Below are 14,001 nucleotides of genomic sequence, written 5' to 3' on the forward strand. Positions count from 1 at the left end.
CAATTATGGCTGTTCAGCAGAACAAAAAATCCCGCTCTGCCCGTGACATGCGCCGTTCGCACGACGCTCTCGAGGCTAGCACCCTGTCCGTAGAAAAGACCACCGGTGAAGTTCACCTGCGTCACCACGTATCGCCAGAAGGCGTATACCGTGGCCGTAAAGTGATCGACAAGGGCGCCGACGAGTAATCACTTGTCCGCTCAAGTCATCGCGATTGACGCAATGGGCGGGGACTTCGGTCCCCGCAGCATTGTTCAGGCCAGCCTTGCTTGCCTGAATGCTACTCCCTCGCTGCACCTGACCCTCGTCGGTCAATCCCCCCTCCTGGAAGACATGCTCAGCGGCCAATCGGCTGTGGATCGCGCGCGCCTGACGATTGTCCCGGCGTCCGAAATCATCACCATGGACGAAAAACCAGCCCAGGCCCTGCGCGGCAAGCCTGACGCCTCGATGCGGGTGGCCCTTGAGCTGCTGCGCGATGGCAAGGTCCAGGCCTGTGTCAGCGCCGGCAATACCGGTGCGCTGATGGCACTGTCGCGCTACGTACTCAAGACCTTGCCGGGTATCGACCGGCCCGCGATGGTGGCGGCGATCCCGACCCAACGTGGGTTCTGTCAGTTGCTCGACCTGGGGGCGAACGTCGATTGCAGTGCCGAGCATTTGCTGCAATTTGCGGTGATGGGCTCGGTCGCGGCTGAAACCCTGGGCATCGTGCGTCCTCGCGTGGCGCTGTTGAATATCGGCACCGAAGACATCAAGGGTAACCAGCAGGTCAAGCTGGCGGCCACGTTGTTGCAGGCTGCGCGGGGTATCAACTACATCGGTTTCGTCGAAGGCGATGGCTTGTACCGTGGCGAGGCCGATGTGGTGGTCTGTGACGGCTTCGTGGGCAATATCCTGCTCAAATCCAGCGAGGGGCTGGCGACTATGATCGGCCAGCGCATCGAGACCTTGTTCAGGCAAAGCCTCGCCTCGCGTATGGTCGGCGCCTTGGCGCTGCCGTTGATGCGCCGGTTGCAGGCGGACCTGGCGCCGGCGCGGCACAACGGTGCGAGTTTCCTCGGGCTGCAAGGTATCGTGATCAAGAGTCACGGATCGGCGGGCGTGCTGGGGTTCCAAAGTGCGATCAACCGAGCGGTGATCGAGATCCAGGAGAACCTGCCGGAACGCTTGCACGGCCGCCTCGAGGATTTGTTAACTTAGGCGTTTTCGTCCGACAATGCTTAAATGTGACCGGTCGGTTCAACCCGCCATCCAATGTGCAGTTTGCTAGCGCCCCCAGGGGCGTCAATTTTTGACGACAAGATCATTAGGGGCTTTGTTTTCATGTCTGCTTCCCTCGCATTCGTCTTTCCAGGGCAGGGCTCGCAGTCCCTCGGCATGCTGGCCGAGCTGGGCGCGCAATACCCGCTGGTCCTCGAAACATTCAAAGAAGCTTCCGATGCGCTCGGCTATGACCTGTGGGCATTGACCCAGCAAGGGCCGGAAGAGCAGCTCAATCAAACTGATAAAACCCAGCCCGCCATCCTCACCGCCTCGATCGCCTTGTGGCGCTTGTGGCTGGCTGAAGGCGGCGCGCGCCCGGCGTTCGTCGCCGGTCACAGCTTGGGCGAATACAGCGCCCTGGTGGCCGCTGGCAGCCTGAGCCTGGGCGCCGCGGTGAAACTGGTAGAGCGTCGTGGCCAGTTGATGCAGGAAGCCGTTCCGGCCGGGCAGGGCGGCATGGCCGCGATCCTGGGGCTGGAAGACACTGATGTGCTCGCGGCCTGTGCAGAAGCGGCACAAGGCGATGTGGTCAGCGCGGTGAACTTCAATTCCCCGGGCCAGGTGGTTATCGCCGGAGCCAAGGCGGCTGTCGAGCGTGCCATCGAAGGCTGCAAGGCGCTTGGCGCCAAGCGCGCCATGCCACTGCCAGTCAGCGTGCCGTCGCACTGTGAACTGATGCGTCCGGCCGCCGAGCGCTTTGCCGAATCCATCGCTGCCATCGATTGGCAGGCTCCGCAGATTCCCGTGGTGCAGAATGTCAGCGCCAACGTGGCGCCAGATCTCGAGACCCTCAAGCGTGATCTGCTGGAGCAACTCTACAAGCCGGTTCGCTGGGTCGAATCGGTACAGACCCTGGCAGCCAAGGGCGCGACCGAACTGGTCGAATGCGGCCCTGGCAAGGTGCTGGCAGGTCTGAACAAACGCTGCGCCGAAGGCGTGTCGACTTCCAATCTCAATACCCCAGATGCCTTCGCTGCCGCCCGTGCAGCGCAGGCCTGAACAGGAGAAGCTTGCATGAGTCTGCAAGGTAAAGTTGCACTGGTGACCGGTGCAAGCCGTGGCATCGGCCAGGCCATTGCCCTGGAACTGGGTCGTCAAGGCGCCATCGTCATCGGCACCGCGACTTCCGCTTCGGGCGCCGAGCGCATCGCCGCGACCCTGAAGGAAAACGACATCCAAGGCACCGGCCTTGAGCTGAACGTCACCAGCGACGAATCCGTTGCGGCGGTGCTGGCGAGCATTCAGGCGCAGTTCGGTGCGCCGGCGATCCTGGTCAATAATGCCGGCATCACCCGCGATAACCTGATGATGCGCATGAAAGATGACGAATGGTTCGACGTGGTCGACACCAACCTGAACAGTCTGTACCGGCTGTCCAAGGGCGTTCTGCGTGGCATGACCAAGGCGCGCTGGGGTCGAATTATCAGTATCGGCTCGGTTGTGGGTGCCATGGGCAACGCAGGCCAAGTAAACTATGCTGCGGCGAAGGCCGGTCTGGAAGGTTTCAGCCGTGCGCTGGCGCGTGAAGTGGGTTCGCGCTCGATTACGGTAAACTCGGTTGCACCGGGTTTTATCGATACCGACATGACCCGTGAACTGCCGGAAGCACAGCGTGAAGCCTTGTTGACGCAGATTCCGCTGGGTCGTCTGGGGCAAGCTCAAGAAATCGCGTCCGTGGTCGCTTTTCTTGCGTCGGACGGTGCGGCATACGTGACCGGGGCTACAATCCCGGTGAACGGCGGGATGTACATGAGTTAAATGTGACGGATTGCTTCAAAAAAATGTCATACGAGCTGTCTAAAATCCGTTATAAAGCTGCAACCAATTTATAGACGGCGGGCCGCGGGGTTTGAGGAGTGAAGCTTTCGGTTGAAAAATCGAAAAGTTCTTCTATACACTTACCCACCGGCCAGCTGCCTGAATTTGTCCATTAGGAGTGAAAACAAGGTATGAGCACCATCGAAGAGCGCGTCAAGAAAATCGTTGCCGAGCAACTGGGCGTTAAAGAAGAAGAAGTTGTGAACACCGCTTCCTTCGTAGAAGACCTGGGTGCCGACTCCCTTGACACCGTTGAGCTGGTGATGGCTCTGGAAGAGGAATTCGAGACTGAGATTCCTGACGAAGAAGCTGAGAAGATCACTACTGTACAAGCTGCTATCGACTACGTTACCAGCCACCAGGCGTAATCGTTTTTAGTCGTCGCTAGCTGTCATGGAAAAACCGCACTGCCGTCACGGCGTGCGGTTTTTTCTTTAGGCCTGATGCAAAGTCGTCATTTGAAAAAGGAGAGTGCTGTGTCGCGTAGACGCGTCGTAGTCACCGGTATGGGTATGTTGTCGCCACTGGGCACGGATGTGCCGAGCAGTTGGCAGGGCATTCTGGCTGGCCGCAGTGGCATTGGTCTGATCGAACACACCGACCTTTCTGCCTATTCCACCCGTTTTGGCGGCTCGGTAAAGGGCTTCAATGTCGAGGAATACCTGTCGGTCAAGGAAGCCCGCAAGCTTGACCTGTTCATTCAATACGGCTTGGCAGCCGGTTTCCAGGCCGTGCGCAACGCCGGGCTGGAAGTCACCGACGCCAACCGTGAACGCATCGGCGTGGCCATGGGCTCGGGTATTGGTGGCTTGACCAATATCGAAGAAACCAGCCGCACGCTGCACGAGTCGGGACCGCGACGGATTTCTCCGTTTTTCGTGCCGGGCTCGATCATCAACATGATTTCCGGTTTCCTGTCCATCCACCTCGGTGCACAGGGACCCAACTACGCCATCGCGACCGCCTGCACCACCGGTACCCACTGCATCGGCATGGCCGCGCGCAACATCATGTACGACGAAGCCGACGTGATGATTGCCGGCGGTGCTGAAATGGCCGCTTGCGGCCTCGGCATGGGCGGTTTCGGCGCATCCCGCGCGCTGTCGACCCGCAACGATGAGCCCGCCCGCGCGAGCCGGCCGTGGGACAAGGGCCGTGATGGCTTCGTATTGTCCGATGGTGCCGGTGCGCTGGTGCTCGAGGAACTGGAGCACGCCAAGGCGCGCGGCGCGACCATCTATGCCGAGCTGATCGGCTTTGGCACCAGTGGCGATGCCTATCACATGACGTCGCCACCGGCCGATGGCGCCGGTGCGGCCCGTTGCATCGCCAACGCGTTGCGTGACGCGAAGCTCAACGGCGAGCAGGTGCAGTACATCAACGCCCACGGCACGTCGACCCCGGCCGGCGACCTGGCCGAAGCCCAGGCGATCAAGACCGTGTTCGGCGAGCACGCCTACAAGCTGGCGGTCAGCTCGACCAAGTCCATGACCGGTCACCTGCTGGGTGCGGCAGGGGCGGTGGAAGCGATCTTCAGCGTACTGGCAATCAACAGCCAGACGGCGCCGCCGACCATCAACCTCGATGAGCCGGACGAGGGCTGCGACCTGGACTTCGTGCCGCACACTGCCCGCAGCATGGACATCGATGTGGTGCTGTCAAACTCCTTCGGTTTTGGCGGAACCAACGGTTCGCTGGTGTTCCGCCGGTTCGCCGGTTGATGGAAAGCTGGGTCGACGGTCAGCCGGCCGACCTCCTGTCGCTGAAAGATCGCGGCCTGGCCTACGGCGATGGGTTGTTCGAAACCATCGCCGTGCACGATGGCACCCCGGTGCTGTTGGAGCGCCATCTGCAGCGCCTGGAAGCAGGTTGCCAGCGGTTGGCGCTCAACGTCGACATGGGCGTACTGAGCACAGAGCTGGACGCCTTCGCCCGCTACCTGGGCGATGGCGTGCTAAAACTGATCGTGACCCGTGGCGACAGCCTGCGCGGTTATGCCGCTGATCCTTCGGTGCCGGCCAGGCGCATCCTGCAAGGCAGCCCGCCGGCCGCCTATCCCGCTACCCATGCCGAACAAGGCATTCTTCTGTTCCCCTGCACCGTGCGTTTGTCCGAACAGCCCTTGCTCGCCGGTCTCAAGCACCTCAACCGCCTGGAACAAGTGCTGGCCCGTGCCGAATGGCGCGATGGTCAGTACGCTGAAGGTTTGATGTTGGACACGTCCGGACGGGTGATCGAAGGCGTATTCAGCAATCTGTTCCTGGTGCGCGATGGCGTTTTGTTCACAGCAGACCTGAGCCGTTGCGGCGTGGCCGGCGTGATGCGCGCGGAATTATTGTTTCAAGCCAAGTCCCAGGGCATCGCCACGCAAATCACCGACATCGGCCTCGAACAACTGCAGCAGGCCGATGAAGTCTTCGTCTGCAACAGCGTTTATGGCGTGTGGCCGGTACGCGGATGCGGTTCGGCGCGCTGGTCGGTTGGCCCGCTCACCCGTAAACTGCAAACCCTTGCCCGTGCGCTATTGGATGTTTGATTCGTGAGACGTAAATTCTTGCTGCTGCTGGAGACCGGACTGGTCCTGGCAGGGCTGTTGTTGGGCGCTTCGGCCTGGAAGATTCATTCGGCGCTGCAACAGCCGCTGAACATCACCCAGGAAGAGTTGCTGGACGTGCCCAACGGAACCACCCCCACCGGAACCCTCAAGCGCCTCGAAGCCGATGGCTTGATCAAGGACGCCTTCTGGCTGCGGGTCTATTGGCGCTTCAATCTCGCCGGCCAGCCGTTGCACTCCGGTGAGTATCGGATGGTGCCAGGCATGACCATGGAAGGCCTGATCGGTGTCTGGAAACGCGGTGAGGTGGTGCAGTACAGCGTAACGCTGGTGGAGGGCTGGAATTTCCGCCAGGTGCGCGCCGCACTGGCCAAGGATGAAAAACTCCAGCAGACCCTCGCCAACCTGAGCGACAGCCAGGTCATGGACCGTCTGGGTCATTCGGGGGTATTTCCCGAAGGCCGGTTCTTCCCGGACACCTATCGCTTCGTGCGCGGTACCTCGGATGTCGACTTGCTGAAGAAAGCCTACGACCGTCTGGAAGACGTGCTCGCCAAGGAGTGGGCACAGCGTGCCGCCGATGTGCCTTACACCATGCCGTACCAGGCGCTGATCATGGCGTCCTTGGTGGAGAAGGAAACTGGCGTCCCCCAGGAGCGCGGGCAAATTGCCGGCGTCTTTGTGCGGCGCATGCGCCTGGGCATGCTGCTGCAGACCGATCCCACGGTGATCTACGGCCTGGGCGAGCGCTACACCGGCAAGCTCACCCGCGCCCATTTGAAAGAAGAAAACCCCTATAACACCTACCTGATCCCGGGCCTGCCGCCGACGCCGATTGCGATGGTGGGGCGCGAAGCGATTCATGCCGCGTTGAACCCGGCGCCGGGTAACAGTCTGTATTTTGTCGCCCGTGGCGATGGTAGCCATGTGTTTTCCGATGACCTGGAATCGCACAACAACGCGGTGCGCGAGTTCCAGCTCAAGCGCCGTGCCGATTACCGCTCCAGTCCGGCGCCGGTAACGCCGGACGAGCAGGCGCCGATCCCGGCGGCATCGCCCGACACGGCACCTGAAGCGGTGCCCCATGTGCCACCCCAGGTACCTGCCCCCGAGCCGGACGCCAGCGAGCCATCGAGCCCGCAATGACTTTGATTAAGGATCGCCCCGTGACTGGCTTGTTTATAACGCTGGAAGGCCCGGAAGGCGCCGGCAAGAGCACCAACCGCGAATATTTGGCCGAACGCCTGCGGGCCGCCGGCATCGAGGTGGTATTGACCCGCGAGCCGGGCGGTACGCCGCTGGCTGAGCGAATTCGCGAGGTGCTGCTGGCGCCCCTCGAAGAAGTCATGAACCCTGACACTGAGCTATTGCTGGTGTTCGCCGCCAGGGCGCAGCATCTGGCCGAGGTGATTCGCCCGGCGCTGGCCCGTGGCGCCGTGGTGCTCTGCGATCGTTTTACCGATTCGACCTATGCCTACCAGGGCGGCGGTCGGGGCTTGTCCGTGGAGCGCATCGCCGCGCTGGAAAGCTTCGTCCAAGGTGACCTGCGGCCAGACCTGACCCTGGTGTTCGACCTGCCGGTGGAAATCGGCCTGGCCCGCGCCAGCGCCCGTGGCCGGCTGGATCGTTTCGAGCTTGAAGGCCAGGCTTTCTTCAATGCCGTGCGCAATGCCTTCCTGGGGCGCGCCAAGGCCGATCCGGCGCGTTACCTGCTGATCGATGCCGCGCAGCCGCTGACCCAGGTCCAGCAGTCCCTGGACGGCTTGCTGCCACGTTTGCTGGAGCGTGTCCGTGGCTGAAGCCTATCCCTGGCAAGACGGTCTCTGGCAGCAACTGGCCGGTCGTGCCCAGCATGCCCATGCTTATCTGCTGCACGGTCCGGTCGGCATCGGCAAGCGGGCGCTGGCCGAGCGGCTGATGGCCAGCCTGCTATGCCAGCGCCCGGGAGTCTCCAACGCCTGCGGCGAATGCAAGTCCTGCCTGCTGCTCAAGGCCGGCAGCCATCCCGACAATTACGTGCTGGAGCCGGAAGAGGCGGACAAGGCGATCAAGGTCGACCAGGTTCGCGACCTGGTCAGCTTCGTGGTCCAGACCTCGCAGATGGGGGGGCGCAAAGTGGTGCTGATCGAGCCGGTCGAGTCGATGAACATCAACGCTGCCAACGCCTTGCTCAAGAGCCTCGAAGAGCCTTCCGGCGATACCGTGTTGTTGCTGGTCAGCCACCAGCCGAGTCGCTTGCTGCCGACCATCAAGAGCCGTTGCGTACAACAGGCCTGCCCGCTGCCGAGCGAGGCGATGAGCTTGCAATGGTTGGCCCAGGCCCTGCCTGACAGCAGCGACGAAGAGCGTATCGAGCTGCTGACCCTCGCGGCCGGCTCGCCCCTGGCGGCTGTCAGCCTCCAGGCCCAGGGCGTGCGTGAACAGCGGGCCTTGGTGGTGGACGGGGTCAAGAAGCTGCTCAAGCAGCAACAATCCCCCACGCAACTGGCCGAGGGCTGGAACGCCATCCCGCTACTGCTGCTGTTTGACTGGTTCTGCGACTGGTCGAGCCTGATCCTGCGTTACCAGTTGACCGAAGACGAGGCCGGCCTGGGGTTGGCGGACATGCGCAAGGTGATCCAGTACCTGGCGCAAAAAAGCAGCCAGGATAAAATCTTGAACATCCAGGACTGGATTCTTGCCCAACGTCAAAAGGTGCTGAGCAAGGCGAACCTCAATCGAGTGCTGTTGCTCGAGGCGCTGTTGGTGCAGTGGGCGAGTTTGCCTGGTCGAAGTTGACAGGTACCGCCTAGACTCAGCTCAATCGCAGCGGAGATCAGCATGAACGAACCTGTCAGTCCCGGGCCACGCAACGGCATCCTGTCCCTGACCATCAAGGACAAGTCGGTGCTTTATGCCGCCTACATGCCCTTCATCAAGAACGGCGGCCTGTTCATCCCGACCAACAAGAATTACCGTTTGGGCGATGAAGTGTTCATGCTCTTGAGCCTGATGGATGAGCCGGAGAAAATTCCGGTCGCCGGCAAGGTGATCTGGCTGACTCCCAAGGGCGCCCAGGGCAATCGGGCCGCCGGCGTGGGCGTGCAGTTCAGCGACGGTGATAATTCGGCCCGCAATCAGATTGAAACCCACTTGGCCGGCTCCCTGAAGTCCGACCGTCCCACCCATACGATGTAGCCTGGCCTTTTATGCTTGTAGATTCCCATTGTCACCTCGATCGTCTCGACCTTGCTGCCCATGGCGGTTCCCTGGATGCCGCGCTGGACGCGGCCCGGGAACGTGGCGTCGGTCACTTCCTGTGCATCGGCGTCAGTGCCGACAACGCCGCCGATGTGAAAGCGCTGGCGGAGCGTTATGCCGACGTCGATTGTTCGGTCGGCATCCACCCATTGGACGTCCAGCCCGGTGCCGCGCCGGCGCTCGACTGGCTGTTGCGTGAGCTCGATCATCCACGGGTGGTCGCCATTGGCGAAACCGGCCTGGACTATCACTACGAGCCGGAAGCTGCCGATGTGCAGCAGGCGTCGTTCCGGTTGCACCTGGAGGCCGCCCGGCAGACGGGTAAACCGGTGATCATCCACACCCGCGGCGCCCGGGCCGATACCCTGGCCTTGCTGCGTGACGCCGCGCTGCCCCAGGCCGGTGTGCTGCATTGCTTTACCGAAGACTGGGACATGGCCAAGGCTGCCCTGGACATGGGCTATTACATTTCCTTGTCCGGGATTGTCACGTTCCGTAATGCCGATGCCCTGCGCGACGTTGCGAGCAAGGTGCCGGCTGACCGGCTGTTGGTGGAAACCGACTCGCCTTACCTGGCGCCGATCCCGTATCGCGGCAAGCCGAACCTTCCGCAATACGTGCGGGAAGTGGCGGAGTTTCTGGCGATGTTGCGAGGCGAGTCCTACGAGCGGTTTGCCGAGCAGACGACGGAAAATTTTAAGCAATTGTTTCCGCTGGCTCACGTCCGTTCGGCGATCAGCTGAATTTCATGCAAAAAAAACCCGGGTTCTGGGGGGTGAATCCGGGTTAAGACCATTAGGAGTAAAACAAAGGCACGCGGTCCGTTGGCACCTTTATCAGCGCGTCACTTGGGGGAGATGTCGCGCCGACAGTTCAAGTATTGATCAGTATGCCAACCCGTCCAGTCTGGTCGGGCCGGTTTTTAAACAAATTTGGAATACGCCCGCTTCGGATAAGTTCTCACTGTCGTCAAAGCTCGCCAGTGCGGCCCGTTGGCAAGGGAAACGGCGAGCCGGGTGAGCACGGTTTTGTGAAGAACGGTGGCCGAGAATGGATGATCCGTGCATTTTTGCGTAAGTTAGGCATAATACCCGGCTTCGAATTTTGACCCTTCAGACCTTTTTCTTATGCACAAAGAACCCCGTAAGGTCCGTGAGTTTCGCCGCCGCGAGCAGGAAATTCTCGACACCGCGCTCAAGTTGTTCCTCGACCAAGGTGAAGACAGTGTCACCGTCGAGATGATTGCGGATGCCGTGGGTATCGGCAAAGGCACGATTTATAAACACTTCAAATCCAAGGCGGAGATCTACCTGCGCCTGATGCTCGACTACGAGCGCGATCTGAACGAGCTGCTGCATTCGGCCGATGTGGACAAGGACAAGGAAGCCCTGTCCCGGGCCTACTTCGAGTTCCGCATGCGCGACCCGCAGCGCTACCGCTTGTTTGACCGTTTGGAAGAGAAAGTGGTCAAGGGCAACCAGGTGCCGGAGATGGTCGAGGAACTGCACAAGATCCGCGCCTCCAATTTCGAACGCCTGACCCTACTGATCAAGGGCCGGATCAGCGAAGGCAAGCTCGAGGACGTTCCACCTTATTTCCACTACTGCGCTGCCTGGGCGTTGGTGCACGGCGCGGTGGCGCTGTATCACTCGCCGTTCTGGAGCAACGTGCTGGAGGATCAGGAAGGTTTCTTCCAGTTCCTGATGGATATTGGCGTGCGCATGGGTAACAAGCGCAAGCGCGATCCCGACCACCCGAGCAACTGACTGAGCCGCACCGGCAACAAGACATTCAGCTGCCTTATTGCGCCATGTCCGCTTACATGGCGCAGTGCCCCAGTAATATACTCAGGCTTGGGTCTTGCGAAATCTTGATTTCTAGGTCAATTTTCGCGAGTCCGATTTTTCTTGTGCCGGAGTGATCCATGATCGTTGACCGTCAAGGCAGGCGTTTCCGCAATTTGCGGATCAGCCTGACCTCAGCCTGCAATTACGCCTGTACCTACTGCGTGCCTGACGGCAAGCGGTTGGTGGCTGCGCAGGATGAACTGTCGGCCGAGGCCATGGCGCGCGGCGTGGCGTATTTGATCGAGGCCGCCGGTATCGAGCGGCTGCGCATCACGGGCGGCGAGCCGCTGGTCAGCCCCAAGCTCGAGCGTTTCATGACGGCGGTGGGGCAGATGGGGCTGGAGGACATCAGCCTGACCACCAATGGCCAGTTGCTCGCGAAAAAACTGCCGTTGCTGGTGGATGCCGGTATCCGTCGCATCAACGTTTCCCTCGACACCTTGGACCCCGCCGCGTTTCGCAGTATCGCCCGTGGCGGCGACCTGGCGACCGTGCTCGATGGCATGGAGCAGGCCCGGGCCGCCGGGATGAAGATCAAGGTCAACATGGTGCCGTTGCGCGGGCAAAACCTCGACCAGGTGATGCCGCTGCTCGAGTACTGCCTGGAGCGTGGTTATGAGTTGCGTTTCATCGAGTTGATGCGCATGGGCCACCTGGCCAGCGATTCCAACGCCTTCCTGCAGCAGTTCGTCAGCCTCCAGCAACTGCTCAGCCTGATCGGCGACCAGTACGAATACCTGCAAGCCGACGCGCCAGTGGACGCCACGGCGGTGCGTTATGAGATACCGGGGATGGGGCACTTCGGTGTGATCGCCAACGAAAGCGTGCCTTTTTGCCGTACCTGTTCGCGACTGCGGCTGTCCTCCACGGGCTGGCTGCACGGCTGCCTGTCGTCGAGTAACCGTCACTTCGTCGGTGATCTTCTGGACAAGCCACGCCATCAGGCCTTGCCGGCGCTTCAGCGCTTGTTGGTCAAGGCGCTGGGGGACAAGCAGGAAGTGGCGTTCTCCGGCGGTGCGACCGTCATGAAAATCATTGGCGGCTGATCTATTGCTATCGCAGGCAAGCCTTGCTCCCACGAGGAAGACGCTTACCATGTGGGAGCAAGGCTTGCCCGCGATAGCAATTTTCCACTCGCTTGGATACATCTGACCCCCATCTCGATGAGCTGGCGCAAAAGCTGCATCCCACGACCATTCGCCGGTTTTCCGACACCGGTTTTTGGAGGGATAGGATGCGTAGCCTGGTTTTGCTGCTGGCCGTTTTGGTGCTTGGCGGTTGCATGAATGTCAGCGACATGGGGGAGGGCGTTCGTTATCACATGAGCGATGCCGGCCTGCTGGACCATAGCGACAGCCGTCGTGTGAACAACCTGCGAATCCAGCCCGACTCGTTTATCTACATCGCCCAGGGCGCCTTCGCTCCGCCGGGCAGTGCCTATCCACGTCCCAATGTCGTGGCCGAAGAAGCCTTCAATGGCTTCATCGAATATTTCCCCATGGTCCGTCGTGCCCGTGTTCCCGAAGGCCTCGATCAGGCCATGGGCGAAGCCCGTGCCGCCGGTGCCCATTACCTGTTGTATACCCGGTTCGCCAAGGCCGATAACCGCATCGGCAACTCAGACGAATGGCTGGATGAAGAAGCCGTGGATCGCCTCGGTGTCGATACCGGCGTGATTCAAATCATGTTGATCGAGACCAGCACCCAGTATTTGATTGATACTGCACGGATCAAGAGTCGTGGCGGTTTACTGACGTTCCACGACAAACAGCCCCAAGACCTCATCGCCGCGCCTCTGCGTGAATATGCCCGCAGCCTGTTGGGGATGAGCGACCAGTAACTACAAGGAGTCACCATGAGCGGACCGCAAAAAGCCAATGACTTGCTGGGGCAGATCCCCAAGACCAAAGGCCTGCCGCCGGTCCACTTGTGGAACCCCGACTTCTGCGGCGACATCGACATGCGCATCGCCCGGGACGGTACCTGGTACTACCTGGGTACGCCCATCGGACGAAAACCGATGGTCAAGCTGTTCTCCACCATCATCCGCCGCGACGGCGATGATTATTTCCTGATCACCCCTGTGGAAAAAGTCGGTATCAAGGTCGATGACGCGCCGTTCGTGGCCGTGACCCTTGAGGTAGAAGGGCAAGGAGAAGGACAGCTGTTGCGCTTCACCACCAATGTCGAGGAAACCACCGAGGCCGGCGCCGAGCACCCGCTACGGGTGGAGATCGATCCCCAGACCCAGGAGCCGGCGCCCTACGTGCATGTGCGCAGCAACCTCGAAGCACTGATCCATCGCAATGTGTTCTATCAACTGGTGGAACTGGCGGTCGGCCGCGAGATTGATGGGCAGCGCTGGCTGGGTGTGTGGAGCGGCGGCGAATTTTTCCCCATCGGCCTGGAGCCCTGATCGCTTGTGGAAGTGAGGGTTGATCCAACATCCGCGACGGCTGAAGGATCGCTATCGCGAGCAAGCTCCCACAGTAAATTTGGAGCGCCTGCACTATCTGTGTGCACCACCAAACCTGTGGGAGCGAGCTTGCTCGCGAAAGCGCCGGCACAGCCAACATCTCCTCAGCTGACCCACCGCTATCGCGAGCAGGCTCGCTCCCACATGCGCTGTGGTGAACGCGAATAATGTGAACGCCCAGAATCTACTGTGGGAGCGAGCCTGCTCGCGAAGGCGCCGGCAAATCCAACATCTTCTTAGCTGACCCACCGCTATCGCGAGCAGGCTCGCACACATGCGCTGTGGTGAACGCGAATAATGTGAACGCCCAGAATCTACTGTGGGAGCGGGGTTGCTCGCGAAGGCGCCAGCACAGCCAACATCTCCTCAGCTGACCCACCGCTATCGCGAGCAGGCTCGCTCCCACATGCGCTGTGGTGAACGCGAATAATGTGAACGCCCAGAACCTACTGTGGGAGCGGGGTTGCTCGCGAAGGCGCCAGCACAGCCAACATCTCCTCAGTTGACCCACCGCTATCGCGAGCAGGCTCGCTCCCACATGCGCTGTGGTGAACGCGAATAATGTGAACGCCCAGAAACTACTGTGGGAGCGGGCTTGCTCGCGAAGGCGCCGGCACATCCAACATCTTCTTAGCTGACCCACCGCTATCGCGAGCAGGCTCGCTCCCACATGCGCTGTGGTGAACGCGAATAATGTGAACGCCCAGAAACTACTGTGGGAGCGAGCTTGCTCGCGATAGCGCCAGCACAGCCAACATCTCCTCAGCTGACCCACCGCTTTCGCGAGCAAGCTCGCTCCC

The 14,001-nt window shown here is 60.9% G+C and carries 16 protein-coding genes; all 16 read left to right on the forward strand.

The annotated features are described in order from the left end of the window. Nucleotides 1-5 precede the first annotated feature (5 nt). The 16 genes from rpmF (at nucleotide 6) to J3361_RS12240 (ending at nucleotide 13,141) form a co-directional block, all read left to right on the forward strand. Entirely contained in the window at nucleotides 6-188 is a 183-nt protein-coding gene (gene rpmF / locus J3361_RS12165) for a 50S ribosomal protein L32 (RefSeq protein ID WP_003179396.1), read from the forward strand. 4 nt (nucleotides 189-192) lie between these two features. Continuing rightward, entirely contained in the window at nucleotides 193-1,203 is a 1,011-nt protein-coding gene (plsX, locus tag J3361_RS12170) for a phosphate acyltransferase PlsX (protein WP_207964806.1), read from the forward strand. A gap of 123 nt (nucleotides 1,204-1,326) precedes the next feature. Continuing rightward, nucleotides 1,327-2,265 (forward strand): ACP S-malonyltransferase, encoded by a 939-nt coding sequence (gene fabD, locus J3361_RS12175; protein ID WP_207964807.1) that lies wholly within the window; start codon nucleotides 1,327-1,329, stop codon nucleotides 2,263-2,265. A 15-nt stretch (nucleotides 2,266-2,280) separates the two neighbouring features. Then, on the forward strand, nucleotides 2,281-3,024 hold the full coding sequence (gene fabG, locus J3361_RS12180; RefSeq protein WP_186707194.1) for a 3-oxoacyl-ACP reductase FabG: 744 nt from the start codon (nucleotides 2,281-2,283) through the stop codon (nucleotides 3,022-3,024). A 191-nt stretch (nucleotides 3,025-3,215) separates the two neighbouring features. Then, nucleotides 3,216-3,452, forward strand: a complete 237-nt coding sequence (acpP, locus tag J3361_RS12185) for an acyl carrier protein (protein WP_003175607.1) — start codon at nucleotides 3,216-3,218, stop codon at nucleotides 3,450-3,452. A gap of 108 nt (nucleotides 3,453-3,560) precedes the next feature. After that, nucleotides 3,561-4,805, forward strand: coding sequence for a beta-ketoacyl-ACP synthase II (gene fabF / locus J3361_RS12190; protein WP_018613569.1), 1,245 nt, complete (start codon nucleotides 3,561-3,563; stop codon nucleotides 4,803-4,805). Next, the gene (gene pabC, locus J3361_RS12195; RefSeq protein WP_207964808.1) at nucleotides 4,805-5,620 is read left to right on the forward strand and encodes an aminodeoxychorismate lyase; all 816 of its coding nucleotides are present in this window, start codon (nucleotides 4,805-4,807) and stop codon (nucleotides 5,618-5,620) included. Before fabF ends, pabC begins: the two co-directional genes overlap by 1 nt. Before the next feature lie 3 nt (nucleotides 5,621-5,623). Further along, nucleotides 5,624-6,784: an endolytic transglycosylase MltG gene (mltG, locus tag J3361_RS12200; protein ID WP_207964809.1), complete on the forward strand. Its 1,161-nt coding sequence runs from the start codon at nucleotides 5,624-5,626 to the stop codon at nucleotides 6,782-6,784. A 20-nt stretch (nucleotides 6,785-6,804) separates the two neighbouring features. After that, nucleotides 6,805-7,437, forward strand: a complete 633-nt coding sequence (gene tmk, locus J3361_RS12205; protein WP_053124189.1) for a dTMP kinase — start codon at nucleotides 6,805-6,807, stop codon at nucleotides 7,435-7,437. Then, nucleotides 7,430-8,416: a DNA polymerase III subunit delta' gene (locus tag J3361_RS12210; protein WP_207964810.1), complete on the forward strand. Its 987-nt coding sequence runs from the start codon at nucleotides 7,430-7,432 to the stop codon at nucleotides 8,414-8,416. Before tmk ends, J3361_RS12210 begins: the two co-directional genes overlap by 8 nt. Nucleotides 8,417-8,458: 42 nt before the next feature. Further along, complete coding sequence (locus J3361_RS12215; RefSeq protein ID WP_207964811.1) at nucleotides 8,459-8,815, forward strand: PilZ domain-containing protein; 357 nt, start codon at nucleotides 8,459-8,461, stop codon at nucleotides 8,813-8,815. A gap of 11 nt (nucleotides 8,816-8,826) precedes the next feature. Then, a complete protein-coding gene (locus J3361_RS12220) occupies nucleotides 8,827-9,621 on the forward strand; it encodes a TatD family hydrolase (RefSeq protein WP_207964812.1) in 795 nt (264 codons plus the stop codon). Between the two features lie 384 nt (nucleotides 9,622-10,005). Continuing rightward, nucleotides 10,006-10,644 (forward strand): TetR/AcrR family transcriptional regulator, encoded by a 639-nt coding sequence (locus J3361_RS12225; protein WP_207964813.1) that lies wholly within the window; start codon nucleotides 10,006-10,008, stop codon nucleotides 10,642-10,644. A gap of 158 nt (nucleotides 10,645-10,802) precedes the next feature. Next, nucleotides 10,803-11,771, forward strand: a complete 969-nt coding sequence (locus J3361_RS12230) for a radical SAM protein (protein ID WP_207964814.1) — start codon at nucleotides 10,803-10,805, stop codon at nucleotides 11,769-11,771. Between the two features lie 188 nt (nucleotides 11,772-11,959). Further along, nucleotides 11,960-12,565, forward strand: a complete 606-nt coding sequence (locus tag J3361_RS12235) for a DUF4823 domain-containing protein (RefSeq protein ID WP_186707202.1) — start codon at nucleotides 11,960-11,962, stop codon at nucleotides 12,563-12,565. Nucleotides 12,566-12,580: 15 nt separating this feature from the next. After that, nucleotides 12,581-13,141 carry a DUF1285 domain-containing protein gene (locus tag J3361_RS12240; protein ID WP_207964815.1) on the forward strand — a complete coding sequence of 187 codons (561 nt, stop codon included), beginning with the start codon at nucleotides 12,581-12,583 and terminating at the stop codon, nucleotides 13,139-13,141. Nucleotides 13,142-14,001 lie beyond the last annotated feature (860 nt).

Origin of the sequence: Pseudomonas sp. OA65 (assembly GCF_017498305.1) — a bacterium.
Classification (GTDB): domain Bacteria; phylum Pseudomonadota; class Gammaproteobacteria; order Pseudomonadales; family Pseudomonadaceae; genus Aquipseudomonas; species Aquipseudomonas zanjanensis.

Coding starts and splice junctions, on each gene's coding strand:
- J3361_RS12235 (WP_186707202.1), top strand. CDS start 11,960: ATGCGTAGCCTGGTTTTGCTGCTGGCCGTTTTGGTGCTTGGCGGTTGC.
- pabC (WP_207964808.1), top strand. CDS start 4,805: ATGGAAAGCTGGGTCGACGGTCAGCCGGCCGACCTCCTGTCGCTGAAA.
- acpP (WP_003175607.1), top strand. CDS start 3,216: ATGAGCACCATCGAAGAGCGCGTCAAGAAAATCGTTGCCGAGCAACTG.
- fabG (WP_186707194.1), top strand. CDS start 2,281: ATGAGTCTGCAAGGTAAAGTTGCACTGGTGACCGGTGCAAGCCGTGGC.
- rpmF (WP_003179396.1), top strand. CDS start 6: ATGGCTGTTCAGCAGAACAAAAAATCCCGCTCTGCCCGTGACATGCGC.
- J3361_RS12230 (WP_207964814.1), top strand. CDS start 10,803: ATGATCGTTGACCGTCAAGGCAGGCGTTTCCGCAATTTGCGGATCAGC.
- J3361_RS12240 (WP_207964815.1), top strand. CDS start 12,581: ATGAGCGGACCGCAAAAAGCCAATGACTTGCTGGGGCAGATCCCCAAG.
- J3361_RS12225 (WP_207964813.1), top strand. CDS start 10,006: ATGCACAAAGAACCCCGTAAGGTCCGTGAGTTTCGCCGCCGCGAGCAG.
- J3361_RS12215 (WP_207964811.1), top strand. CDS start 8,459: ATGAACGAACCTGTCAGTCCCGGGCCACGCAACGGCATCCTGTCCCTG.
- fabD (WP_207964807.1), top strand. CDS start 1,327: ATGTCTGCTTCCCTCGCATTCGTCTTTCCAGGGCAGGGCTCGCAGTCC.
- J3361_RS12220 (WP_207964812.1), top strand. CDS start 8,827: ATGCTTGTAGATTCCCATTGTCACCTCGATCGTCTCGACCTTGCTGCC.